Annotated in this window: 22 protein-coding genes; 7 read left to right on the top strand and 15 right to left on the bottom strand. The window is 72.0% G+C overall.

What is annotated here, in order from left to right; genetic code table 11:
* Positions 1 to 576, bottom strand: a complete 576-nt coding sequence (locus ACFFIA_RS15630; RefSeq protein WP_377251489.1) for a hypothetical protein — start codon at positions 574 to 576, stop codon at positions 1 to 3.
* A 228-nt stretch (positions 577 to 804) separates the two neighbouring features.
* Between ACFFIA_RS15630 and ACFFIA_RS15625 the strand changes: the two genes are divergently transcribed.
* Entirely contained in the window at positions 805 to 1,275 is a 471-nt protein-coding gene (locus ACFFIA_RS15625; protein ID WP_377251487.1) for a MarR family winged helix-turn-helix transcriptional regulator, read from the top strand.
* 14 nt (positions 1,276 to 1,289) lie between these two features.
* On the opposite strand, the gene ACFFIA_RS15620 is transcribed toward ACFFIA_RS15625, so the two are convergent.
* The 6 genes from ACFFIA_RS15620 to ACFFIA_RS15595 all read right to left on the bottom strand — a co-directional run bounded on the left by ACFFIA_RS15620 (position 1,290) and on the right by ACFFIA_RS15595 (position 8,538).
* A complete protein-coding gene (locus ACFFIA_RS15620) occupies positions 1,290 to 2,150 on the bottom strand; it encodes an enoyl-CoA hydratase/isomerase family protein (protein ID WP_377251485.1) in 861 nt (286 codons plus the stop codon).
* A complete protein-coding gene (locus tag ACFFIA_RS15615; RefSeq protein WP_377251483.1) occupies positions 2,147 to 2,866 on the bottom strand; it encodes an enoyl-CoA hydratase/isomerase family protein in 720 nt (239 codons plus the stop codon). Before ACFFIA_RS15615 ends, ACFFIA_RS15620 begins: the two co-directional genes overlap by 4 nt.
* Positions 2,863 to 3,780, bottom strand: coding sequence for an enoyl-CoA hydratase/isomerase family protein (locus ACFFIA_RS15610; RefSeq protein ID WP_377251481.1), 918 nt, complete (start codon positions 3,778 to 3,780; stop codon positions 2,863 to 2,865). Before ACFFIA_RS15610 ends, ACFFIA_RS15615 begins: the two co-directional genes overlap by 4 nt.
* On the bottom strand, positions 3,777 to 4,997 hold the full coding sequence (locus ACFFIA_RS15605) for a CaiB/BaiF CoA transferase family protein (protein ID WP_377251479.1): 1,221 nt from the start codon (positions 4,995 to 4,997) through the stop codon (positions 3,777 to 3,779). The genes ACFFIA_RS15610 and ACFFIA_RS15605 overlap by 4 nt, the downstream gene beginning before the upstream one ends.
* A 65-nt stretch (positions 4,998 to 5,062) precedes the next feature.
* A complete protein-coding gene (locus tag ACFFIA_RS15600) occupies positions 5,063 to 7,240 on the bottom strand; it encodes an acetate--CoA ligase family protein (RefSeq protein WP_377251477.1) in 2,178 nt (725 codons plus the stop codon).
* Positions 7,241 to 7,308: 68 nt separating this feature from the next.
* Positions 7,309 to 8,538, bottom strand: coding sequence for a cytochrome P450 (locus ACFFIA_RS15595; protein WP_377251475.1), 1,230 nt, complete (start codon positions 8,536 to 8,538; stop codon positions 7,309 to 7,311).
* Positions 8,539 to 8,664: 126 nt separating this feature from the next.
* Between ACFFIA_RS15595 and ACFFIA_RS15590 the strand changes: the two genes are divergently transcribed.
* The 5 genes from ACFFIA_RS15590 to ACFFIA_RS15570 are packed head-to-tail and all read left to right on the top strand — an operon-like array spanning position 8,665 to position 12,659.
* A complete protein-coding gene (locus tag ACFFIA_RS15590; RefSeq protein ID WP_377251473.1) occupies positions 8,665 to 9,174 on the top strand; it encodes a VOC family protein in 510 nt (169 codons plus the stop codon).
* Positions 9,175 to 9,180: 6 nt separating this feature from the next.
* The gene (locus ACFFIA_RS15585; RefSeq protein ID WP_377251471.1) at positions 9,181 to 10,392 is read left to right on the top strand and encodes a CoA transferase; all 1,212 of its coding nucleotides are present in this window, start codon (positions 9,181 to 9,183) and stop codon (positions 10,390 to 10,392) included.
* Positions 10,389 to 11,156 (top strand): hypothetical protein, encoded by a 768-nt coding sequence (locus tag ACFFIA_RS15580; RefSeq protein ID WP_377251469.1) that lies wholly within the window; start codon positions 10,389 to 10,391, stop codon positions 11,154 to 11,156. The genes ACFFIA_RS15585 and ACFFIA_RS15580 overlap by 4 nt, the downstream gene beginning before the upstream one ends.
* Positions 11,149 to 12,465 carry an NAD(P)/FAD-dependent oxidoreductase gene (locus ACFFIA_RS15575; protein WP_377251467.1) on the top strand — a complete coding sequence of 439 codons (1,317 nt, stop codon included), beginning with the start codon at positions 11,149 to 11,151 and terminating at the stop codon, positions 12,463 to 12,465. The genes ACFFIA_RS15580 and ACFFIA_RS15575 overlap by 8 nt, the downstream gene beginning before the upstream one ends.
* The gene (locus ACFFIA_RS15570; RefSeq protein ID WP_377251465.1) at positions 12,462 to 12,659 is read left to right on the top strand and encodes a ferredoxin; all 198 of its coding nucleotides are present in this window, start codon (positions 12,462 to 12,464) and stop codon (positions 12,657 to 12,659) included. Before ACFFIA_RS15575 ends, ACFFIA_RS15570 begins: the two co-directional genes overlap by 4 nt.
* Before the next feature lie 51 nt (positions 12,660 to 12,710).
* On the opposite strand, the gene ACFFIA_RS15565 is transcribed toward ACFFIA_RS15570, so the two are convergent.
* The 8 genes from ACFFIA_RS15565 to ACFFIA_RS15530 form a co-directional block, all read right to left on the bottom strand.
* Entirely contained in the window at positions 12,711 to 13,520 is an 810-nt protein-coding gene (locus ACFFIA_RS15565; RefSeq protein WP_377251463.1) for an SDR family NAD(P)-dependent oxidoreductase, read from the bottom strand.
* Between the two features lie 11 nt (positions 13,521 to 13,531).
* Positions 13,532 to 14,794 (bottom strand): cytochrome P450, encoded by a 1,263-nt coding sequence (locus ACFFIA_RS15560; protein WP_377251461.1) that lies wholly within the window; start codon positions 14,792 to 14,794, stop codon positions 13,532 to 13,534.
* A complete protein-coding gene (locus tag ACFFIA_RS15555; RefSeq protein ID WP_377251459.1) occupies positions 14,791 to 15,237 on the bottom strand; it encodes a nuclear transport factor 2 family protein in 447 nt (148 codons plus the stop codon). The genes ACFFIA_RS15560 and ACFFIA_RS15555 overlap by 4 nt, the downstream gene beginning before the upstream one ends.
* A 67-nt stretch (positions 15,238 to 15,304) precedes the next feature.
* Positions 15,305 to 16,504, bottom strand: a complete 1,200-nt coding sequence (locus ACFFIA_RS15550) for an enoyl-CoA hydratase/isomerase family protein (RefSeq protein ID WP_377251457.1) — start codon at positions 16,502 to 16,504, stop codon at positions 15,305 to 15,307.
* 115 nt (positions 16,505 to 16,619) lie between these two features.
* Entirely contained in the window at positions 16,620 to 17,777 is a 1,158-nt protein-coding gene (locus tag ACFFIA_RS15545) for an acyl-CoA dehydrogenase family protein (RefSeq protein ID WP_377251455.1), read from the bottom strand.
* A complete protein-coding gene (locus ACFFIA_RS15540) occupies positions 17,770 to 18,633 on the bottom strand; it encodes an SDR family oxidoreductase (RefSeq protein WP_377251453.1) in 864 nt (287 codons plus the stop codon). Before ACFFIA_RS15540 ends, ACFFIA_RS15545 begins: the two co-directional genes overlap by 8 nt.
* Positions 18,630 to 20,789 (bottom strand): 3-hydroxyacyl-CoA dehydrogenase NAD-binding domain-containing protein, encoded by a 2,160-nt coding sequence (locus ACFFIA_RS15535; protein WP_377251451.1) that lies wholly within the window; start codon positions 20,787 to 20,789, stop codon positions 18,630 to 18,632. The genes ACFFIA_RS15540 and ACFFIA_RS15535 overlap by 4 nt, the downstream gene beginning before the upstream one ends.
* Before the next feature lie 39 nt (positions 20,790 to 20,828).
* Positions 20,829 to 22,058 (bottom strand): acetyl-CoA C-acetyltransferase, encoded by a 1,230-nt coding sequence (locus ACFFIA_RS15530; RefSeq protein ID WP_377251449.1) that lies wholly within the window; start codon positions 22,056 to 22,058, stop codon positions 20,829 to 20,831.
* A 98-nt stretch (positions 22,059 to 22,156) separates the two neighbouring features.
* Between ACFFIA_RS15530 and ACFFIA_RS15525 the strand changes: the two genes are divergently transcribed.
* A complete protein-coding gene (locus tag ACFFIA_RS15525; protein ID WP_377251447.1) occupies positions 22,157 to 23,350 on the top strand; it encodes a TetR/AcrR family transcriptional regulator in 1,194 nt (397 codons plus the stop codon).
* Positions 23,351 to 23,621: the final 271 nt, after the last annotated feature.

Genomic DNA, 23,621 nt, shown 5'->3' with positions numbered 1-23,621 from the left:
TCACTTGGTCCGGAACTTGGCCGGGTAGTTCTCCGGGAGGTCGTCCTCGCTGATCGGGATCACCTGGTGGTTCATCACGTAGCGGTCCTCGCCCTTGGCCTTGCCGTCCTCGTCGAACTCCCAGAAGACGACCGTGCGGCCGGCGAGCACGTAGTGGGAGGACTGCGGCGAGGAGTCGTCGACGTAGCCCATCTTGCGGGCGACCTGCGCGGTCAGGATCTGCCGGTAGGTGCCCTCGGTCACGATCTCGTTGTCGGAGACGACCACGCGGGTCTTCTTCGACTCGATCACGTACGAGCCGTTGTTGACCATCTCGGCGTAGTTGGCCAGGACGGCTTCCAGGCCCTTGGGTCCGGTGTCCTCCGTCGTGCCGGCGAAGACGCCGTACTCGTGGTATCGCGGGTTGTCGTTGAGCGTGGGCAGCACCATGTCCAGGTCCGCCAGCACCTCGCCCTTCGAGTGATGCACCACGGTCTCCAGGTGCTGCCGCTGCTGCGGCGTACGAGCCTTGTGCATGTGCTGCTCGAAGCTTGTGTAGGTGAGTTCCGGCTTGAGATCTTTGACGAGGTCGTTCACTGCCGTCCCCTCCTCCTGTGCGGCCCGCCCTTGCCCGGCGACCCAATACCTAACCATGTAAAGTAATCCTCGAAAAGGTTGAGCGCAACCGCCGATCAAGCGTTCCGCGTGGGTTTTCGACCCCTCCGGACGGGGGCGGCGGGCGGCTAGATAACTAGGTAAAATATTTGTCGCTCGTGGTACACGTGTACCCGGCGACAGGTCGCAACGGCGGGAGTCTCGATCACCATGACAGTAACCCGGTCCACCGCCGGTGGGCGCCGAAACAGCCGACGGATCCGCCACGAAGACCTGGTCCGCCTCCGCATGACGCTGGGCAGGCTCGGCCGCGTGCTGCGCCAGCAAAACGACGACGGGCTGTCCTACGCCCTCATCTCGTTGATGTTCGCGATCCACCGGATGCAGCCGGCCACCGCCGGCGACCTGGCCGCCAGCGAGGGCGTGAGCCCGCCGTCGGTCACCCGCAGCCTCAACCGGCTGGTCGAGCTCGGGCTCGTGGCCCGCGAGGCGGATCCGGTCGACCGGCGCAACGCGGTGATCTCGTTGACCGCGGCCGGCGAGCAGGAGCGGCAGCGGATCCTGCGCAGCCGCGAGGTGTGGCTCTCCGACCACCTCGCGCGGCTCACCGACGAGCAGCTGCACGCCCTGCTCGGCGTCCTGCCGGTGCTCGAGCTGCTCTGCGACCCGGAGCTGCCCTGAGCCGGGCGGCCTGGTCATTCGAGGTGGCGGCGTGATCGCTCCAGGGCGGCCGCCGAGCCGTGCCGGCGCTGGTCGGCGAGGAAGTTGTACTCCCCCGGCTGAAAGTGGATGTTGCTGAGCGAGGCGCCGACGACGGTGGCCGCGGCGAAGGCGTGGTCGACCCCCATCTTGGCCAGGGACGCGAAGACGGCGTACTTCTCCGTGACGATGCCGTCGCGCATGATGGACGCGCACATCTCCGCGAGCCGGACCGCCTCGCCGTCCGGGTCCGCCGAGACGCCGTCCACCAGGCCGTGACGCAGCGCCGTGGGGGCGTCCCAGGCGGTTCCGGCGTACATGAGCTCCTTCGTGCGCTTGAGCCCGACTGTGGCGATGAGCAGCGAGAGGTCGCCGTCCACGCCGACGTTCCGCCACCGGGGCACGGCGAACCGGGCGCTCTCGTGGGCGACGACGAGGTCGCTGCAGAGCGTCAGGTACAGCCCGGTCTCGTAGCACTCCCCCACCGCCTTCGTGATGGTGACCTTTCGGCAGTGCAGCAGGCGGTGGTAGAGGCCGTCGCGGCCCCACCACGCGTCGTCCAGCGCGACGAGCCGGGCACGCTGGCTGGGGTGCTTCTTCACCGCGCCGCCCGGCGCGTCGACGTACTGCTCCCACGCCTCGTGCGGATCCCAGCCCGACGACAGGTGCGTGCCGGCGCCCTCGACCACGGCGACCTTGATGTCGTCGTCGGCGTCCACCGTGTCGAGGTGGGCGACGAACTGCCGCGCCATCGCCCGGGTGAGCCGGTTGCCGTGCGCCTCGCGGCGGATCGTGATGAGCGCCTGGTGCCGCTGGCGGTCGAGGACCAGCTCGACCGTGCCCTCGTCGGTCGTCATCGCGGCCCGCCTTCCGTCTCCTCGGCCTGCCGTCGCCGGGCCGCGTAGTGGGTCGCGAGGTCGAAGTCGCGCCCCACCCCGTGAGCGTCGAGCACGGCCTGGAGCAGCATCTTCGACATGGTCACGCCGTCCAGCGGCATGGCGGTGACCTGGGCGGCCAGCGCCTCCACCTCGGCCCTCAGCGACGCGCGCGGCACCACCTGGTTGACCAGCCCGACCTCCTCGGCACGGGCCGCGTCGAGCACGTCGCCGGTGATCGCCCACGCCTTGGCCCGGTTGAGCCGCATCGTCAGCGCGGCCAGCACGAAGTTGGCCTCCGGCGTGGTCATGAACGGTGAGCCGAAGCTGCTGGTGTCGGCGGCGACGGTCAGGTCGGAGCAGAGCACGAGCGCGCTCCCGGCGCCCCGGCAGGCGCCGTCCACCTCGGTGACGACCACCTTCTTGCAGAAGGCGAGCGACTGGTACAGGCCCTTCGCGCCGGCGAAGACCCGGCGCCAGGTCGCCGAGCGGTCCGCCGGCGGCGACACCCCGGGCGCGTCCGGCGCGAAGTCCGCGCCGTCCGCCCGGAGCACGATCACCTTGACCTCGCTGTCGTCGGCCAACGCGACGACGGTGTCCCGCAGCTCCCAGGCGAAGGCCGCGTCGTAGCGGGTCAGCCCGGCGAAGTCCGGCACCTGGACCGTGCCGACCCAGTCGGCCACCTTCACGTCGATCACGAGCCCGGCTCCTTGCCCGAACGCGGGTCGGCGGCGCCCTTGCGGGCCTTGTCGGCGTCGAGGGCGCCGCCCACGCCGACCTGCCGGGCCGTCCGCCAGAAGTCCAGCTCCTCCGGTGCCGGCTGCAGGAAGTGCGAGACGAGCAGGCCGGTGATCGCCGGGACGCTGGTGTCCATCAGGCCCTCCGCCGCGCGCAGCCGGGCCACGAGGAAGTCGAGCGCGCCCGCGGGTCGGGCGGCTATCTCGCCGGCGATCCGCCGCGTCGCGGAGGCCAGCTCCGCGGCCGGGACACACTTGTACACGAGCCCGAGGTCGTACGCCTCGGTCCCGCTCATCGGCTTGGCGGTGAAGCCGGTGCGGCGGGCCGCCTTCATGCCGAGGATGCGGTTGATGTGCACGCTCGCCGCGGCGCCGGCCGGGCCGAGGAAGCGGGCCTCCAGCGCGCCGATCCGGGCGTCCTCGGCCGCCACGACCAGGTCGCACTTGCAGGCGATCATGAAGTATGCGGCCGCGGCGCAGTACCCGTGGAGCTGCGCGATGGTCACCTTGTCCGACCGGGAGATCGCCTGGCTGAAACCGAGCCGACCCCAGGCCATGTCGGCCCCGTACCGGTAGCCCACGTCGAGCGTCCGGCGGCGCTCGTGCGGCCGCCGCTGCCCCCACTCCTCGTTGATCTCGTTGCCGCTGCAGAACGACTTTCCGTTGCCGCGGAAGACGACGACCCGCACGTCGTCGGCGGCGTCGGCGGCCGCCACGAGCTCGGTGAGGCGCTCCCGCATCGGCACGCTCATCGCGTTGTGCTTCTCCGGCCGGTTGAGCGTGATGTAGGCGACGCCCGCCCGGTCGACGTCGTAGAGCACCTGCTGGTTGGCGGCCGCCAGGCTGTCCGGCGTACCCCAGCGCTTCGGCCTCATCGCGGCACCTCCACCTCGTGGAACTCGACGACGCCGCGCGCCCGCAGGTCCTCGGCCTCCTGGTCGGTGCGGCCGAGCCGGCGCAGCTCGGCCCGCGTGCTCTCGCCGAGGGCCGGCGTGCTCGGCCCCACCGTGCCGGGGGTCAGGCTCATGTGGAACGGGTGGCCGACCGTGCGAACCTTGCCCCACTCGGGATCGTCCTGCTCGACGACGTACCCGTTGGCCAGCACGTCGGGGTCGTCGGCGACCTCGAGGAAGGTCTGCACCGGCGCGACCGGTACGTCGGCCGCGCGCATGCGCTCCACCCACTCGTCGCGGTCGGCGGTGCGGAAGACCTCTTCCAGGATCGGTTCGAGGATCGCTCGGTTGGCCTCGCGGATCTTGCCGTAGGCGAAGCGCTCGTCGGCGAGCAGGTCGGGCCGGCCGAGGGCCTGGGTGAGGTTGCGCCAGAGCTTCTGGTCGGTGGCGCCGATCACCAGCCAGCGGTCGTCGCGGCACCGGAACGCGCCGGACGTCGACGTGACCCGCCCGTGCGGCCGGTACACGCGGTTCTCGTACAGCGCGATGGTCACCTCGGCGGTGTGCATCCCGAGGCAGGAGCCGACGAGGCTGGCATCGACGCGCTGCCCCTGCCCGGTCCGCTCCCGCACGTACAGGGCCGTGATCACCGCCATGGCCAGAAACATCGCGCCCGCCGAGTCGGCCATCGCCCGGGTGGCGAGCCGGGGCACGCCCTCGGGGCTGCGCATGAAGTCGGACACGCCGGAGACCGCCTGGGCGACCATGTCGTACATCGGCTCGTCGCTGCGCGGCCCGCCGGGCCCGTAGCCGGAGGCGCCGGCGTAGACGATCCGGGGGTTGACCGCCTTGAGCGCGTCGTAGCCCAGCCCAAGCCGGTCGAGGACGCCCGGGCGGAAGTTCTCGATGACCACGTCCGCCTCGCGGGCCAGGTCGAGTACCAGGTCACGCCCCTCCGGCGTGGTGATGTCGATCGCCACCGACCGCTTCCCCCGGTTGAGCCCGTGGAAGAACCCGGTGAAGCCGTCCTTGGCCGGCCGCAGCCGCCGGTCCCAGTCGCCGCCCGGCCGCTCGACCTTGAGCACGTCGGCGCCCATGTCCGCGAAGAGCCGGGTCGCATACGGACCTTGCAGGAACCGCGTGAAGTCGAGCACCCGGACGCCGGCGAGCGCGCCCCGCGGGTTGTGGCTCTTGCCCACCCCCGCTCCGTCGCTCGGCGCTCGTCCACCGCCGTGGTCGATGTCCGTAGCCTCGCGACTCCCGCTCATGACCGGGCCCCCGTCACGACGAGCGCGTCGAGCCCCTCCACCGCGGCGCCGTCGACGCGCAGCGGGTTGACCTCCAGCGTCTCCAGCCGGTCGCCGAGCGCGAGCGCCGCCCGGCTCACCGCCATGATCGCCTCGGTGAGCGCGTCGAGGTCCACCGGCGCCATGCCGCGCACACCGCGCAGCAGCGGCGCCGCCTTCAGCTCCAGCAGCATCTCCCGTACGGTGCGCGGGCTCACCGGCAGCACCCGCAGGCTCACGTCCTTGAACACCTCGACCCAGACCCCGCCGAGCCCCACGGCGAGCACCGGGCCGAACGTCGGATCGCGGGTCACGCCGACCAGCATCTCCAGCCCCCCGGCGCGCATCGGGGAGACGAGCACGCCCCGGACGGCCGCCCGCGGCGCGTGTGTGGCCGCCGCGGCGACGACGCGGTCGAACGCCGCTTCGGCCGCGGGCGGGCTGTCGACGCCGAGGACGACGCCGCCGATGTCCGACTTGTGGGCGATCTCCCGCGAGCAGATCTTCATGGCGACCGGCCCGCCCCATTCGGTGACCAACCGGGCGGCGTCCCGCCGGTCCGTCACGAGGGCCGCCGGCACCATCGGTACGCCGTGCGCGGCGAGCAGGTCACGCCCCTCGTCCTCGGCCCATGTGCCGGTCGGCGCCGGGCCGGAGCCGCGGTCCGCGGTCACCCGGGCGGGCGGGTCGTCGGCGAGCACGCTCGCGCGCAGGTCCACCCAGCGCATCAGGTGCCCCATGGACTTCAGCGCCAGGTCCGCGCCGGGCATCAGGTGGAGGCCGGCCGCGGTGAGCAGGCCGCGCGGGTAGTCCGCGAGGTCCAGGCAGGTGTTCGAGGCGAGGTACACCGGCACGGGAGCGTCACGCACGATCTGGCCGAGGATCTCCAGCCGGCTCTCGATGAACGTCGGGTCCTCCGGCCGGCTGCTCGGCAGCGGCGTCATCATCGTGAACATGAAGTCGATCCCGCCGTCCTTCACGGCGATCTCCATCAGGTCGTCTTCGGCCTTGGTCGGGCGGGGTCTGGCCCGGGCGTGACCGAATCCCGTGGTGTCCAGCGGGTTGAGGATCGAGGCGAACGGCGGCAGGTGCTCGGCGAGTGCTTCGACGGTGTCCCCCGTCCACTCGGGCAGGTCGAGCCCGTTGACCGCGGCCAGGTCGGCGATGATGTTGCAGCCGCCGCCGGAGGACGTGACCACGCCCATCCGGCGTCCCTTGGGCCGCTCGGGATAGTGGCCGAACAGGCCGGCGGTGCTGACCAGCTCCTCCAGGCTCTCGGCCCGGACGATGCCCGCCTGCCGGAAGACGGCGTCGACGACGGCGTCGTCGGTGGCCACCGCGCCGGTGTGCGCCATCGCCGAGCGCTGGCCGGCCTCGGTGCGGCCGGCTTTGAAGGCCACGATCGGCTTGTCGCGCTCCAGCGCCCGCCGGCCGAGCGCGAGCAGCCGGTCGGGCTCGCCCACCGACTCCAGGAACAGCGCGATGGCCCTCGTCGACTCGTCCTCCAGGAGGTATTCGAGGACATCCAGGCTGGTGAGGACGGCGGAGTTGCCGACCGAGGCCCAGAGGCTCGCGCCGACGCCGTGGCCCTGGGCGAACTCGTGCGCGGCGCGGGCCATCGACCCGCTCTCGAACACGGCGCTGACCGCGCCCTTCAGCGGCGGGCGCTCGGTGACGACCGCCCAGGGGGCGATGCCGGCCGTCGCGTTGATGAAGCCGACGGTGTTGGGTCCCATCACAGTGACGTCCAGCCGCCGGGCGTGCTCGGCCAGCGCGAGCTGCCGCGCGCGCCCGTCCTGGCCGGTCTCGCCGTAGCCGGCGGCGAGGACGACGGCGTTCCTGATCCCGGCGGCCGCCGCGTCCTCCAGGATCTCGTCGACCCGGCTCGGCCCCACCATCAGAAACGCGAGGTCGACCGGATCTTCGAGGTCGCGCAGGTTGGGCGCGGTCGCCTGCCCGAACAGCTCCGGGTACTTCGGGTGCACGAAGACGAGCTCCTTGAGCCCACCGGCGGCGTTGAGGCTGCGCACGAGGTTGCGCGCCCAGCTGGACGTACCGGAAGCGCCCACGACGGCCAGCCGCCGGGCCCCGAAGAGGTGGCGCAGACGGTCCGGCGTCACCAACGCGCGGCGCTTGTCGTACTCCAGCGTTGCCATCGACAGGTTCCTCTCTCGCGCCGCGCGGAGCGCCCGGCACACGTTTAACTAGGCTCAGTATTGGGCGGCTAGAGGACGACGCGGAGCGCCCGCGGTGAACGCATCTTGAGTCCGCGCTCCTCGACGGCGAAGCCGGGCGCCAGCCGCATGTCCGGAAACGCGTCGAGGAAGGCGTTGAGCGAGATCTCCAGCTCGCCGCGCGCCACCATCGCGCCGAGGCAGAAGTGGCGGCCGAACCCGAACGCGAAGTGCTCCCCCACCCCGTTGAAAGCCTGCTCGTGCCGGACGTCGTCGCGGTACATGTCGAACCGCGACGCGTTGGCGAACCTGCGCTCGTCCCGGTTGGCCGACGCGATGACGAGCAGCACGAACGAGCCGGCCGGAATCCGCACTCCCCGGATCTCCACGTCCTCGGTCGTCACCCGGCCGTTCATCTGCGAGGGTGGCGTGAAACGAAGGGTCTCGCTGATGGCCGGCAGCACGAGCGAGCGGTCGTCGCGTACGGCCGCGTAGCGCGCCGGCTCGGCGAGCAGGTGGCTCAGCAGGTTGGTCACGGTGCGGTCGGTGGTCTCCGAGCCGGCGTTCAGCAGGTGGGTCGCGTGCGTCATCACCTCCTCGTCGCTCAGCCGCCGGCCGTCGATCTCCGCCCGCGCCAGCTTGGAGATGAAGTCGTCGGCGGGCTCGGTGCGGCGGCGCGCGACGAAGGGGGCGAGGTACTCCCGCAGCTCCGCCAGCGCCCGCTCGCCGCGGCGTTCGACCGCGGGGTCGCGGGAGAGGTTGGAGAGGAACGCGCTCTGCGCCTGGTACCAGCCGTAGAAGAGCTCGTGGTCGGACCGGGGCAGCCCGAGCACCTCGGCGATCACGTACACCGGCAGCAGGTTGCTGAACCGCGGCACGAGGTCGACCTCCGCGCCCGCGAACATCCGGCCGACGAGTCCGTCCACTGTGGTGCGAACCGACTGGTCGAGCAGGCTCCGCACCGTGCCTTCGATCAGCGGCAGCCAGGGCTCCAGCCCGCGGCCGCGGAAGGAAGGGCTCATCATGCCCCGCACGCTCGCGTGCTCGCGCCCGGCCATCTGCAGGATCGTGCGCCCCATGACCGGTTCGAGCTGCCACCTGTAGTTCGCCGTGGAGAAGACCGGGTTGCGGTAGGCGGCCCCGACGTCCTCGTGGCGGGTCAGCAGGTAGGCCCCGGCGCGCTCGTCGTAGTGGACCGGGTCGTGCTCGCGAAGGTAGGCGTAGTACGCGTGCGGGTCGCGCTCCGTCTCCTCGGCCAGCAGGCTCTGTACCGCCAGCATGGCTGCTCCTCCCCGGGCGCAAAGCTTAACCTCACTAACCATTAGTACATCCGAGGTCTAGGCACGTCAACGGGGTTGGGCGAATGCTTAGCGATGTGTAATATCACGCTTGAGCGAGGAGGAGAGATGGGCACCGGACCACTGCTGCGGCTCTACCACACCGGCATGATCGTCGACGATCTGGACAAAGCCATGGTGCGGATGGGCACCGCGCTCGGCCTGCTCTGGGCACCGTCGAGAGAGGCGACGACGCCGCTGCTGTGCCCCGACGGCGTGCGGGACCGCCACGTCCGGTTCACGTACTCCCTTCAGGGACCGCACTTCGTGGAGCTGCTCGAACAGATCGACGCCGCGCCCTATCTCTCCCTCACTGGCGGCCGCTACATCCACCACCTCGGCTACTTCACCGACGACCTCCCGGCCGCCGCCGCGGCGCTGGAGTCCCAGGGCTACCGGCGCGAGCTGTCCGGGGTGCCTGAGGACGGCCGGATCACCAGGGCCTCGTTCCACTACAACCCGGAAGCCCCCGGGATGTGGATCGAGCTTGTCTCGCACGAGATCGCGGCCGAGATCGGCGGCTGGATCGCCGACGCCGCGGCCGCCGCCGGCGTGCCCTTCGTCTCCCCGTTCGAGTGAGCCGCGGTGCCTTCCGACCCGCTGTCCGGATTGCACGTCCTCGACCTGTCCACGTTCGTCGCCGGACCGTCGGGCACAATGGTGCTGGCCCAGCTCGGCGCCGACGTCGTCCGGGTCGACCCGCTGGGCGGGGCGACCGACACGCGCCGCCTTCCGCTCGCGCCCGACGGCAGCAGCCTCTACTGGGCGGGCCTCAACCGGCACAAACGCTCGGTGAGCCTCGACCTCGGCGGCGAGGCCGGGCGGGCGGTCGTCCGGCGGCTGCTGGCGCGACCCGGTGAGGGCTACGGCATCCTCGTCACGAACGCCGTCAACCAGCCCTGGCTCGACTACGACGCGCTCCGCCGCGTCCGGCCCGACCTGGTCATGGTGCACATTGCCGGCCGCCCCGACGGCCGCCCCGCCGTCGACTACACCATCAACGCGGAGGTGGGCCTGCCGTGGCTCACCGGTCCGGTGGACTCCACCCGCCCGGTCAACCACGTCCTGCCGGCGTGGGACCTGCTCACCGGCCTGCACGCGGCACTGGCGGTCGTCGCCGCCGACGGCAAGCGCCGCGTCACGGGCGAGGGCGCGCTGATCCAGGTCAACCTGTCCGACGTCGCGGTCACCACCCTCGCCCACCTCGGCTTTCTGGCCGACACCGCCGTCAACGGAAGCACCCGCGCCCGCGAGGGCAACTACCTGTACGGCGCCTACGGCAGCGACTTCGCCACCAAGGACGGACACCGGGTCATGGTCATCGCGCTCACCGACCGGCACTGGGCCCGGCTCGTCGAGGTCGCCGAGGCGTCCGCGGTCATCTCCGCGCTGGAGGAGCGGCTCGGCGCCGACTTCTCCCGCGAGCAGCACCGGTACGCCCATCGCGACCTGATCACGGCGATCCTGAACCCCTGGTTCTCCGCGCGGGTCCGGTCCGAGGTCGTCGACCGGCTCGAGCGGGCCCACGTGCTGTGGGGCGACTACCGCCGGACCGAGGAGCTGGATCTCGGCACCGACTCACCGGTGGCCGCCAGCGGCCTGTTCGAGGCGGTCGACCACCCCGGCGTCGGCACCTACCCCGTCCCCCGCCCGGTGGCCCGGATCCGCGGCTGGCAGCCGCCCCGCCCGGCGCCGGCCGCGACGCTCGGCGAGCACACGGACCAGGTACTCGCCGAGTGGCTGGCGGCCGACGAGGCCGAGCTGACCGCCCTGCGCGCCGCGGGCGTCACCCGATGATCGCCTGCCGGTGCTTCCTCACCCTGACCAGGCTGGACGATCCCGCCCGGCACCGCGAGTACAACGCGTGGCACCAGCTGGACCACCTGCCGGAGAACCTGGCGCTCCCGGGCGTGCTCTGGGGTGATCGGTGGGTGTGCGCGCCCGACTGCGCCCCGTTCGTCGTGGGCGAGGAGGCGGCGGCCGGTTACCAGTACGCGGTCATGTACTGGTTCCGCGACCCGGTGGAGCACGCCGTGCGGGAGTGGGCGGAGCTCAACCAGCGCGCCGTCTGGTGGGGGCGGCGCCCCGAACTCGCCTACACGCACCGGCGCCCGGTCGGCTACCTCACCCCCGTGCTGGCCCACACCGCCGCGGCCGCGCTCGTCGCGGCCGACGTCGTGCCCCTGCGCCCGCACCGCGGCGTGCACCTCACCGTGTCGCGGCTGGCCGCGCCGGGCAGCCCGCCGGCGGTGTCGTGGATGGCCCGCTACGCGCGCGAGCTCGTCCCGGCCCTGCTCGACCTGCCCGGGGTGGCGGGCGTCTCGTCGTACAGCTTCCACTCCGCCGGCGCCGGGTTCGGGACCGCGTCCGGCGCCGACGACTCCGGTGTGCTCGTCCGCCTTGTCCACTTGGACGGCGACCCGGTCGAGGCGATGCCGGCCCTGCGCCACGCGGCCCCGGGGTGGGACGAGTCGTCGAGCCAGGAGCAGGTCCTGTTCGCGTCGCCGATGCGCGCCATCGCGCCGTGGCGGTGGGACTGGTTCGAGGCCACGGATGGCTGACCCGCGGCACATCCTCGTCGTCGGGGGCTCCGCCGCCGGGCTGAGCACCGCCGAGGCCCTGCGCCGCTTCGGGTTCGATGGCGCCCTGACCGTACTCGAAGCGGAGGCCGGCGGCCCGTACGACCGGCCACCGCTGTCGAAGCAGGTCCTGGACGGCAGCTGGGCGCCCGCGCGGGCCGCGCTCTTCCCGGCCGAGCGGCTGGCCCGCATCGGCTTCCGCCATCTCACCGGGGTACGGGCGGTCTCGCTCGACCGCCGGCGGCGGGTGGTCCGCACGGACGTCGCGGGAGACATCGGGTACGACGAGCTGGTGATCGCCACCGGGGTCGCCCCGCGCCGGCTCGCCGGTGACCGGCCGCCCGGCACGCACGTACTGCGCACCATGACCGACGCGCTCCGGCTCCGCGAAGACCTCCTGCGCGGCGGGCGGCTGCTCGTGGTCGGCGCCGGCTTCGTCGGGCTGGAGGTCGCGGCGAGCGCCCGCCGGCTCGGGGTGCCGGTGACCGTGGTCGACCCCGACCCGCGACCCCTTGCCGGCCGCCTCGGTCCCGCGGTCGCCGGCCGGCTGCTGGGCCTGCACGCCGAGCACGGCGTGGAGGTGCGCCCCGGCATCGGAGTCCGGCGGGTCACCCAGGACGGTCTGGACCTCACCGACGGCACGCGCCTGGACGGATCGGCCGTGCTCGTCGCGATCGGCTGCCGGCCATCGGTCGAGTGGCTCGCCGGCAGCGGGCTCGACACCGGTGACGGCGTGCGCTGCGACGCGCGGTGCCAGGCCGCACCCGGCGTATGGGCCGCCGGTGACGTCGCCCGCTGGCACCACGACGGCTTCGGCCGGCCGATGCGGATCGAGCACCGGCAGCACGCCACCGAGCAGGCGCAGGCGGTGGCCCGCAACATCCTCGGCGCCGGCGCCGCCTTCACACCGACCCCCTACTTCTGGACCGACCACTTCGACGTACGCGTCCAGGTGGCGGGCTTCGTGCCGGCGGGCGCCACGCTCCGCCCGGTCGAAGGGGACGTCACCGGCGACCGCTTCGTGGCCCTGGCCGAGCACCACGGCCGGGTCGCCGGCGTGGTGGCCTGGAACTCCGCCAAGGCGTTCACCGCCCACCGGCGCCTGGTGAGCGAGCGAGTTGGCGCGGCGACGTCTGCACGGAGCTGGCCCGCCGACGAAGTCGGGGTTTCGGGCCAGCGCAGGAAGACGTCGCCTCCAGCGCCGCACGAGCGAGCGAACCAGGGAGGCGCGGTCCCCGGCCTTCGCCGGTGCGGCCAGCAGCCCGACGTCAGGAACGAGGAGCAGTCATGAGGGTTAGGACCGAGCGGGACTCCTGCATCTCCAGCGGTGCCTGCGTACTGGAAGCGCCGCAGGTGTTCGACCAGGACGACGACGGTGTGGTCGTGCTGCTGCAGGAGAGCCCGGCGCCCGAGGCGGCGGAGGCCGCCCGCAACGCGATGATGGCCTGCCCGGCCGCCGTCATCACGATCGACGAGGACGCCTGAGGGCGGCACCGCGCGTGCCGCCACCCGAACGGGCGGCGGCACGTCACGGCGTCAGGCGGCGGTGTGCCGCGGCGTCTTTCCCGTGCCGGTGGCCGGCATCAGCGCCAGCGACAGTCCACCGTCGACGGTGATCTCCGTGCCGGTCACGTGGGACGCGTCCGGACCGGCGAGGAAGAGCACCGCCTGCGCGATGTCCTCCGGCCGGCCGATCTTGCGCAGCGGGATCTGCGACTCGCGGAACGCCCGGTTGGTGACCGCCTTCGGGTTTTCCGTGTCGCCGAACGCGGTGAACGTCAGCGGCGTGTCCGTCGGGCCGGGGGCGACGCAGTTGACCCTGATCCCGGCCGGCCCCCATTCGAGGGCGAGCTGCTTGACGAGCATGAGCAGTGCGGCCTTGGCCGGGCTGTAGGCGCCCATCGGCGGCGTCGGGAAGCGGGCCGAGACGGACGTGGTGGCGACGATGCTCCCGCCCGCCTCGGCCAGCGATCCGTACGCCGCCTGGCCGAGCAGCAACGTGGCGCGCGCGTTCACCGCGAACACGCGGTCCCAGTCTTCGGCCGCGATGTCCTTCAGCGCCGCGAGGCCACCGATGCCCGCGTTGCTCACCAGCGCGTCGATGCCTCCGAACGCCTGCTCGGCCGCGCGCACCGCGTCGACCGGACCGTCCACTGTGGCGAGGTCGGCCGCGATGGCGACGACCCGCGCACCCAACGCGCTGACGTGCTCGGCGACCTCGTCGAGCACACCCTTTTCCCGGTCCACCAACGCCAGTGAGCAGCCCGCGTAGCGCTCGGCGGCCAGCGTCGCCACGGCCCGCCCGATGCCGCCGGCCGCGCCGGTCACGATCATCCTCATCGTCATGTCGCCCTTCTCTATCGGTTTGCCAGGATGGGCAGGCGGATCGGCGTACGCAGCGACCGGCCGCCCCAGACGATCTCCTCGTCGGTGAGCCTCGCCTCGGGAAAGCGCTCGGCCATCGCCGCGAAGAGCGCGACGGCCTCCATCCGGGCCAGCCCGGCGCCGAGGCAGAAGTGCGGGCCCAGCCCGAGCGATACGTGAAAGCGCGCGTCGGCTCTCGTCACGTCGAGCCGGTCCGGATCGGCGAACACCTCGGGGTCGCGGTTGGCGGCGGCGAGCACGCCGATCACGGTGTCGCCCGCCTCGATGACCACGCCGTCGAGCTCGCGCCGCTGCGCCGCGACGTACTGCAGGAAATGGGCCGGTGTGACGAACCGCAGCAGCTCCTCGACGGCGGCCGGCGCCCGCGACGGGTCCGCGACGAGCAGGTCCCACTGGTCGCGGTGCTCCAGCAGGCTCATCATCCCGATCGCCAGCAGGTTGCTGGTGGTCTCGTGCCCGGCGAAGATCATCAGCGCGAGCATGGCCCGCACCTCTTCGCCGTCCACCACACCGCCCGCCTGCGCCTCCAGCAACGAGGCGACGAGCCCGGTGGTGCTTCCGGTGCCGGCCTGCCGCTCGACGAGCTCGTCGATGTACCCCATCAGGTTGCGGTAGGCGTCGTCCGCGGCCAGCGACTTCTCCTCCGAGTCGGCGTTCAGCTTGTTCTCGGCGATCCGGAACGCCCACGAGTGGATGCGGTCGAGGTCGTGCAGCGGGATGCCGAGCAGGTCGCCCAGCACCTCCAGGGGCAGCGTGTACGCCACCTGCTTGAAGTCGACGGCGCCCCGCCGGCCGGCGATGCCGTCCATCGCCTGCGCGACCCGGCGGCGGATCTTCTCCGCCATCTCGCTCTTCAGCGCGCGTGCGGAGAACGGCGGCGTGACCACCCGCCGGACCCGCGGATGGTCCGGCGGGTCGAGCCGGACGAGCTGTTTGAACTCGTGCTCCAGTACCCGGTCGAAGGCGGCGCGCCCGGGCGGCGAGAACGCCTCCCGGGCATGCTCGTAGCGCGCCGAGTGCTTGGTGCGGGCCCGGCTGTACAGGTGGTGGTTGTCGCCGAGCAGGGTCTTGACGTCGCTGTGCCGGCTCAGCACGACCGCGTCGCCGATCCGGGTGACGGGCAGCTCGTCGCGGAGCCGGTTCCACACCGGGTACGGGTCGGCGAGCGCCCGCGGATCGCCGGCGAACAGTTGGCGGACCCGCTCCGCGAGGTCGGAGACGGTGGGCAGCGTCATGACTGTCGTCCTTTGCCGATAGTGGCCGGCCCGGTTGGGAGGCGCAGGTGCACGCTCATGTCGCCGCGCAGGACCTGCTCGATCCGGCGGTCGGCGAAGCGCCAGCCGCCGCGGTCCCGCGCGAAGACGTCGTGGTACCGGTTGACGCAGATCGTGGTGATCGCGTGGTCGCGGCTGGCCTGGTGCAGCACCTGGATGTAGCTGCGGCCGGTGGCCCGCGCGGGCGGGTCGAGGGTGACCGACACATTGTTCACCACGTGAACGGTCCGCGGTGAGCCGTCGTAGAGCCGCACGTGCGCGCGCAGCCACCCGAGGGTCTCGTCGTAGCCGTGCAGGCCCTGCCATCGCCCGTGGCGGAACAGCTCGGCGAAGCCCTCGAAGTCGGCGGTGTCCAGCCGATGGGCGTACTCGTGCATCAGCTCGACGATCGGCTCAACGCTCACACCCGCTCCTAGTCCTTAACCAGACTAAACATTATGGAGCCGTGCGGCGCAAGGGTTCGCGGCGTTCTCAGCTGGCGAGCTTCGCGGCCATGGCGTCGATGAGGTGGCGCAGCGCCTTGTGCGGGCGGACCAGCACGGTGATCTCCTCGATCCGCCCGTCGGTGCCCCACCGCAGGATGTCCACGCCCTGGATCTCGATGCCCTCCAGCACCGCGGCGAACTCCAGCACCGCGGAGTCGGCGGCCAGCCACATCCGCCGGTAGCCGATCGCGCCACCGAGGACGGCGAGCGCGGCGGCGAGGTAGCGGGTGGTCGCCTCCCGCCCCCGCTGCGGCGCGTGCACGGCCGGCGACCGGAACTCGACCGACTCCGCGAGGATCGCCGTGACCGGGCTCAGGTCGCGGTCGCGCATCATCTCGTGCCAGCGGCGTACCGGTTCGGGCAGCTCGGTCCGGCCGGGATCGGCCGGCTCCGGCGGGCGCGGGCGGCGGTGCCGCGCGAAGTCGGCTGGCCGCTTGGCCGCGAACGCCGTGATGCCCTCGACGCCGGACGGGCTGCCCGCCGCGTCCACGATGGCCTCGGCCTCGCGGTCCAGCTGCGCTTCGAGCGTGTGGTCGAACGCGCCGCGCAGCAGCCGGACCGAGTGGGCCAGCGCGGTGTCCGGTCCCGCCGCGAGCCGCCGCGCCAGATCCGCGGCGGCGCGGCGCAGGTCGCCGGGCTCGACCACATCGTTGACCAGCCCCCAGGCGAGCGCCTCGTCCGCCGCCAGCGTTCGGTTGGTCAGGACCAGCTCGGCCGCCCGGCGGGGCCCGACGAGCCTCGGCAGGACCCACGAGAGGCCGGTGTCCGGCGAGAGCCCCGCGCCGGTGTACGCCGTCACGAAGCGGGCCGTGCGCTCGGCCAGCACGACGTCGCACGCGAGGGCGAACCCGAGACCCGCTCCGGCGCACGCGCCCTGTACTGCCGCGATCACCGGCACCGGCAGCGCCCGCAGACCGAGCACGGCCCGGTGGGCGGCGTCCGCGAGCTGGCCGAGGTAGGCGCGCGGCTCCGGGGCCGCCGCCATCGCGCGCAGGTCACCCCCGACGCAGAACCGCTCCCCCGCGCCGGTGAGCACGGCGACCGCCACACCGGGCAGCGTCGCGACGCGGGTGACGACCTCGTGCAGCGACCGCGCGAGCTCTAGGTCGACCGCGTTGCCCCGGTCCGCCCGGGACAGCTCGATGGTCGCCACACTCCCGGTCACGTCGAGCCGGACGGTGCTCACAGCGCCTCCTGGTTCGCTCGCTCGTGCGGCGCCAAAGGCGACGTCTTCCTCCGCCGCCCCGAAACGCCGTCGGCGGGCCAGCTCCGTGCAGACGCCGCCGCGCCAACTCGCTCGCTCACAGCCCCAGATCCCGACCGATGATCTCTTTCATGATCTCCGTGGTGCCGCCGTAGATGGTCTGGATGCGGGCGTCGGCGAACCCGCGGCAGACCGCGTACTCGCGCATGTAGCCGTAGCCGCCGTGCAGTTGCAGGCACCGGTCGGCCACCCGCACCTGTAGCTCCGAGCACCAGTACTTGGCCTTGGCGGCCCGCACCGCCGTCAGCTCCTTGCGGCTGTGCAGCGCGACGCAGTGGTCGACGAAGACCCGGGCGATGTCGACCTCGGAGTGCAGCTCGGCGAGGAGGAACTTGTTGTGCTGGAACGTGCCGATCGCCCGCCCGAACGCCTGCCGCTGCGTGACGTACTCCATCGTGCGGGCCAGCGTCCCCTCGGCGGCGGAGACCGCGGTGACCGCCAGCGACAGCCGCTCCTGGGGGAGGTTGCGCATGAGGTGGAAGAACCCCTCGCCCTCCTCGCCGAGGCGGTTCTCCACCGGCACGCGTACGTCGGTGAAGTGCAGCTCGCTGGTGTCCTGGCCGTGCATGCCGAGCTTGTCCAGGTTGCGGCCGCGTTCGAACCCCGCCATGCCGCGTTCCACGACAAGCAGGGTCAGGCCGCGGTGCCGGTCGGGCGAGGTGCGGGCCGCGACCACGACGACGTCGGCGTTCTGACCGTTGGAGATGAACGTCTTCGACCCGTTGAGGACGTAGTGGTCGCCATCCCGGACGGCCTTCGTCGCGATGCCGGACAGGTCGCTGCCGGCATCCGGCTCGGTCATGGCGATCGCCCCGACGAGCGAGCCCGCGGTGAGGCCAGGCAGCCAGCGCCGCTTCTGCTCGCCGTCGGTCAGCTCGAGCAGGTACGGGCCGACCACGTCGTTCTGCAGCGCGATGGACAGCCCGGCCGAGGCGTACCCGGACCGGCCGAACTCCTCGTTGACGAGCGCGCTGAACCGCCAGTCGTCGATCCCGGCCCCACCAAAGGCTTCCGGCGTGGCGTGCATGAGCAGGCCGGCGTCACCGGCCCGCAGGAATAGGTCCCGGTCGACGATCCCGCGCCGCTCCCACTCCTCGTCGTGGGGTGCCACCTCGGCCTGGATGAACGACCGGACCGTCGACCGGAACTGCTCGTGGTCCTCGTCGTAGAGCGTCCGCGGGGTCGTGTCAGTCACCTTCGCCTCCGGGCAGGAACAGGTCGATCCGCAGCCGGGACTCGGGCGCGTCGCCGTACCGGTACGGCGTCAGGTCCGCCACGCCGGCGGACGCGAGCACCTCGTCGTCGATGAAGCACCGGCCGGTGACCTCCCGGGCCGACCGGGACAGGATCACGTGCGCGGCGTCGGCCATGATCTCCGGCTTGCGGGACACGGCCATCGCGGCCGGGCCACCGACGATGTTCTGGATGGCGGCGGTCGCGATGGTGGTTCGCGGCCACAGGCAGTTCGCGGCCAGCGGCCCGGGGTGACGCTGGGCGGCGAGCCCGAGGGTCAGCAGGGTCATCGCGTACTTGCTCACCGTGTAGGGCGCGTGCGCGCCAAGCCAGTACGGGTCGAGGTTGATCGGTGGCGAGAGCGTCAGCACGTGCGGGTTCGGCGACCGGTGCAGGTGCGGCAGCGCCGCGCTCGTCATCAGGAAGGTGCCCCGGGCGTTGACCTCCTGCATCAGGTCGTAGCGCTTGGCCGACAGCTGGCCGGTCGGTGCCAGCGTGATCGCCGAGGCGTTGTTGACGAGGATGTCGATCCCGCCGAACGCGGCCACGGTCTGCTCGACGGCGCGCGCCACGTCCTCCTCCCGCCGCACGTCGCCGACGATGCCCAGGCCCCGCCCGCCGGCGGCCTCCATCTCCTCGACGGCGGTGTGCACGGTGCCGGGCAGTCGCGGGTCGGGCTTGTCGGTCTTGGCCAGCAGGGCCACGTTGGCGCCGTCCCGGGCCGCGCGGAGCGCGATCGCCAGGCCGATGCCGCGGCTGCCCCCCGACATCAGGATCGTGCGGCCGGCTAGCGAGCGCCGTTCCGTCGCCGCGGTCATCGGTACAGCTCTCCCGCCTCGGCGCGGGCGACCAGCGACGGCGGCGGGGTGAACCGCTCGCCGTACGCCGCCGTCAGCTCGCGGGCCCGGGCGACGAACCCGGCCGGCCCGCCGTCGTACTGGTTCACGTACTGCAGGACGCCGCCGGTCCACACCGGGAAGCCGATGCCGAGGATCGAGCCGACGTTGGCGTCCGCGACCGACCGGAGCACGCCGGAGTCGAGGCAGCGGACGGCGTCCAGCGCCTCGGCGAACAGCATCCGCTCCCGCATGTCGACGAGCGGGATGTCGGTGTTGCGGCCGCCGAACGCGTCGCGCAGGCCGGGCCACAGACCCGCTTTGCGCCCGTCCTGGTACTCGTAGAAGCCGGCCCCGCTGGAGCGCCCCCGCCGGCCGAACTCGTCCACCATCCGGTCGAGCACCGCCCACCCCGGGTGGACCGGCGTCTCGACACCCGACGCCCGGTAGCCGGCCCGCGTCTGCTCCCGTATCGTCCTGGCCAGGGTGAGGGTCAGCTCGTCCACAAGCGCCAGCGCGCCCACCGGGTAGCCGGCCTGCGTGGCGGCCTGCTCCACCGAGGCGGCGGGCACGCCGTCGCCGACGAGGGCGATCGCCTCGTTGACGAACTCGAGGATGACCCGGCTGGTGAAGAAGCCGCGGCTGTCGTTGACGACGATCGGCGTCTTGCCGATCTGCCAGGCGATGTCGACCGCCTTGGCCAGCGTCTGGTCGCTGGTCTTCTCCCCGACCACGATTTCGAGCAGTTGCATCCGGTCGACCGGCGAGAAGAAGTGCAGCCCGATGAAGCCACCGGGGTCGCGCACCGAGCCGGCCAGGTCGGTGATCGGCAGGGTCGAGGTGTTCGACGCCACGACCGCGTCGCCCGCGAGGTGGGGCAGCACCTCGGCGATGACCCGCTTCTTGAGCTCGGGATCCTCGAACACCGCCTCGATGACGAGGTCGGCGCCCCGCGCGTCCGCGATGTCGGCGGTCGGCGTGATCCGGGCCAGGACGGCCGTACGCTGCTCGGGCGTCGTCCGCCCCGCCGCGACGGCCTTGTCCAGCAGGCGCTCGCTGTAGCTCTTGCCTCGTGCCGCCGCCTCGACGCTCACATCCTTGAGGACGACGTCCAGACCCGCCTTGGCGCTGACGTAGGCGATGCCGGCGCCCATCATCCCGGCGCCGAGCACGACGACCTTGCCGGCGGCGTGCGGCGGGTACCCGGCGGGCCGGCTCGCCCCCCGCTTGATCGCCTGCAGGTCGAAGAACATCGCCTGGATGATGTTCGCGGAGACCTGGCCACAGATGAGGTCGGCGCAGTACCGCGACTCGATGACCTGGGCGTTGTCGAAGTCGACCTGAGCGCCTTCGACTGCGGCGGACAGCAGGCTCTGCGCCGCCTCGTTGGGCGCGCCCTGTGCCTTCTTGCGCAGCAGCGCCGGCAGGGTCGGCAGCGTCGCCCACAGCGCCGGGGAGGACGGCGTCCCGCCCGGGAGCCGGTAGCCGGGACGGTCCCACGGCTGCCGCGCGTCCGGGTTGGCGGCGATCCAGCGCCGGGCGGCGGCGAGCATCGCCTCCCGGCCGGTGGCCAGCTCGTCCACGAGTCCCTGCTCCAGCGCCTCGGCCGCGCCAAACTGCCGTCCACTGAGGAGGATCCTCTCCAGCGCGACCTGTAGCCCGAACATCCGGACCGCCCGCGTGGTGCCTCCGCCGCCTGGCAGGAGGCCGAGGGTCACCTCGGGCAGCCCCACCTTGACCGCCCGGGAGTCGAGGGCGACCCGGTGGTGGCAGGCGAGCGCGATCTCGTAGCCGCCGCCCAGCGCGGCGCCGTTGATGGCCGCCACCACGGGCCGGCCGAGCAGCTCCAGGCGGCGCAGCGCGGCCTTGACGCCGTCGAGCATCGCGCGTACAGCGGGGCGGTCGTCCTCTGTGGTCCGCATCATGAGGCCGAGGTCGCCGCCGGCGAAGAACGTCTCCTTCGCCGACGTCACGATGACCCCGGCGATGCCGTCGCGCACGGCTTCGAGGCGGTCGAGCAGTTGCGGGAGCTGCTCGACGAAGCGATCCGTCATGGTGTTGGCCGACTGTGCCGGGTCGTCCATCGTGACGGTCACGATGCCGTCGGCGTCCTGGCTCCAGCTGAAGATGTCTGTCATGTGTGGGCTTCCTTCCCCGCGTCGACCGCTGTCGACCGGTCAGAGACGCTCGACGAGGGTGGCGACCCCCATGCCACCGCCGATGCACAGGGTGACGACCGCGCGGCGCAGCTGGCGCCGTTCGAGCTCGTCGAGCGTCGTGCCGACGAGCATGGCCCCGGTGGCACCCAGTGGGTGGCCCATCGCGATGGCGCCGCCGTTGACGTTCAGCTTCTCGTCCGGGATGCCGAGATCCTTGGCGTACTTCAGCGGCACCGCAGCGAACGCTTCGTTGATCTCGAACAGGTCGACGTCGTCGACGGTGAGGCCGACCCGGTCGAGGAGCTTGCGCGTCGCCGGGACGGGCCCGGTCAGCATGATCGTGGAGTCGGCGCCCGACGTCGCGGTCGCCACGACGCGTCCGCGCGGCGTCAGCCCCAGCCGGCGACCGGCGGCCTCGCTGCCGACCAAGACGAGGGCGGCACCGTCGACGATGCCCGAGGAATTGCCGGCGTGGTGGACGTGGTCGATCCGCTCGACCCAGTGGTAGCGCTGGAGCGCGACCGCGTCGAACCCGCCCCGCTCCCCCATGGCCGCGAAGGACGGTAGCAGCGCGGCGAGCGACCCCACCGTCGTGTGTGGACGCATGTGCTCGTCGTGGTCGAGCACCGTGATGCCGTTGCGGTCCTTGACCGGCACGACCGACTTCGCGAAGTACCCACCGGTCCAGGCCGCCGCCGCCCGCCGCTGGGAGCGCACCGCGTACTCGTCGACGGTCTCGCGGTCGAAGCCCTCGACGGTGGCGATGAGGTCCGCGCTGACGCCCTGCGGGACGAAGTGGGTGGCGAGGTTGGTCTCCGGGTCGTTCATCCACGCGCCGCCGTCGGATCCGAGCGGCAGGCGCGACATCGACTCCACACCGCCCGCGATCACCAGCTCGTCCCACCCTGAGCGGACCTTCTGCGCGGCGACGTTGACCGCCTCCAGGCCCGAGCCGCAGAAGCGGTTGAGCTGGAGACCACCCACCGTGTCCGGCAGGCCGGCTGCCATGGCGGCGGCGCGGGGCAGCACCGAGCCCTGGTCGCCCACCGGGGAGACGATGCCCAGGACCAGGTCGTCGATGGCGGCCGGGTCGAGGCCCGGGTGCCGGGCGCGCAGCTCGTCGATCAGGCCGACGACCAGCGAAACGGGCTTGATGGTGTGCAGGGCGCCGTTGCTCTTGCCGCGCCCGCGGGGCGTGCGGATGGCGTCGAAGATGAGCGCCTCGGCGGTTGGCACCGGATCGGGCATGTCGTCTCCTCGGTCGGATGGCTCCGGCGAGCCTACCTTGTGAATATTCACTAGGCAACCCGGTGTAGGCTGAGTCGGGCATCGAGAGGAGACGAGTCGTGTCGCGACCCAGAAGGGCGCTGAGCTCCGCCGAGCGCCGGCGCCAGCTGGCAGACCTCGCCGCCACGCATTTCCACCGCAGGGGCTTTCACCAGGTGTCCCTCGCCGGCATCGCCTCCTCGGCCGGACTCACCGCCCCGGCGATCTACCGCCACTTCGAAAACAAGCAGGCTCTACTGGCCGCATCCATTGAACGCGGCCTCGACATCGTGGAATCGGCATGGACCGCGCGAGCGCACGCCTCGCTGACCGACGCCCTGGCCGACCTCGCCGCCGCCGCCGAACAGCGCCGCGATCTCTGGATACTGCTCCAACGCGAGATGCGTCATCTCGACGAACGCCAGCGCAAACCACTCGAAGCGCGACTCAACGCCTTCGTCGCGAACGTCCGTCGACGCATCGGCGAGGTCCGCCCGGAGTGCGACACCGGCCAGGTGGCCGTCCTCATCACCGCGATCCTGGCCGTGTTGTCCAGTCCATCGGTGTACTCGATCCCGGGTCACACCGCTGAACGGGCGTGGCTCCTCGGACACCTCGCCGCGGCGGTGTCCGCCGCTACCTTGCCCCACGTCGACACCGGCCAACTCGCCGCAGCCACGGCCACACGGACACCAGCGGGCGAGGCGAGCCGGCGCACGGCCCTACTCGACACCGCGATCGAGCTCTTCCACGACCATGGATACGCGGCGGTGAGCCTCGACGACATCGGCGCCGCCGTGGGCATGGCCGGTCCGAGCATCTATCACCATTTCCCCACCAAGAGCGACCTGCTGGTCCACGCGTTCACGCGCGCGACCGAGCAGCTGCCCAGCGAAGGAGCGACGCTCGACGACCTCGTCAGCCAATACATAGACCTAGGCGTACGGGAAAGACTCGTCTTCGGTGTCTACGTCTTGGAGGCAATCAACCTCCCGCCCGACGCGGCACGGCACATCAAGACGTCGCTGGACGCTCACGTGGCCAACTGGTGCCGGACCCTGGCGGCCGAGCGGCCTGAACTCACCGACCCCCAGGCAGTCATACTCGTCCACGCGGCCCGGGCGATCGTCCACGACGTCGTGCGAATGGGGCATCTACACGAACGTCCCACCATCTCACTCGAGCTTCGCGAACTCGTCGACGCGGTGCTCCGCGCACCTTTGCCCGCGGAGACGCCGCCCGGCGCGCCTCTCGTCCTTGACGATCAGCGATAGCTGTCGGGACACTGCTCGACCCACGTTCGGGTATTGACAACTCGAACAAGGCAGTCATAGGTGATGTTTCGGTTACCCGGGTGTGGTGGCGCTACGGATCCGCTCTCCTTCGAGAACCGAAGGACCGAGGACCGGGTCTCCTTGACGCGCAATCAAGGGCTCGATGATTGAGCTTTCCGTCGCCGCGCGGCTGCGGAACGTTCGGCCAGCTGCAGCATGTACGCGGTCCGCGCGTGCTTGGCCATCGCGGCGCGGGTTTCCTCAGGCAGCG

This window comes from Phytohabitans kaempferiae, from assembly GCF_042433955.1.
GTDB lineage: Bacteria > Actinomycetota > Actinomycetes > Mycobacteriales > Micromonosporaceae > Phytohabitans > Phytohabitans kaempferiae.
The sequence above is the reverse complement of the archived record's forward strand: the minus strand, read 5'-3'. Positions and strand labels throughout refer to the sequence as shown.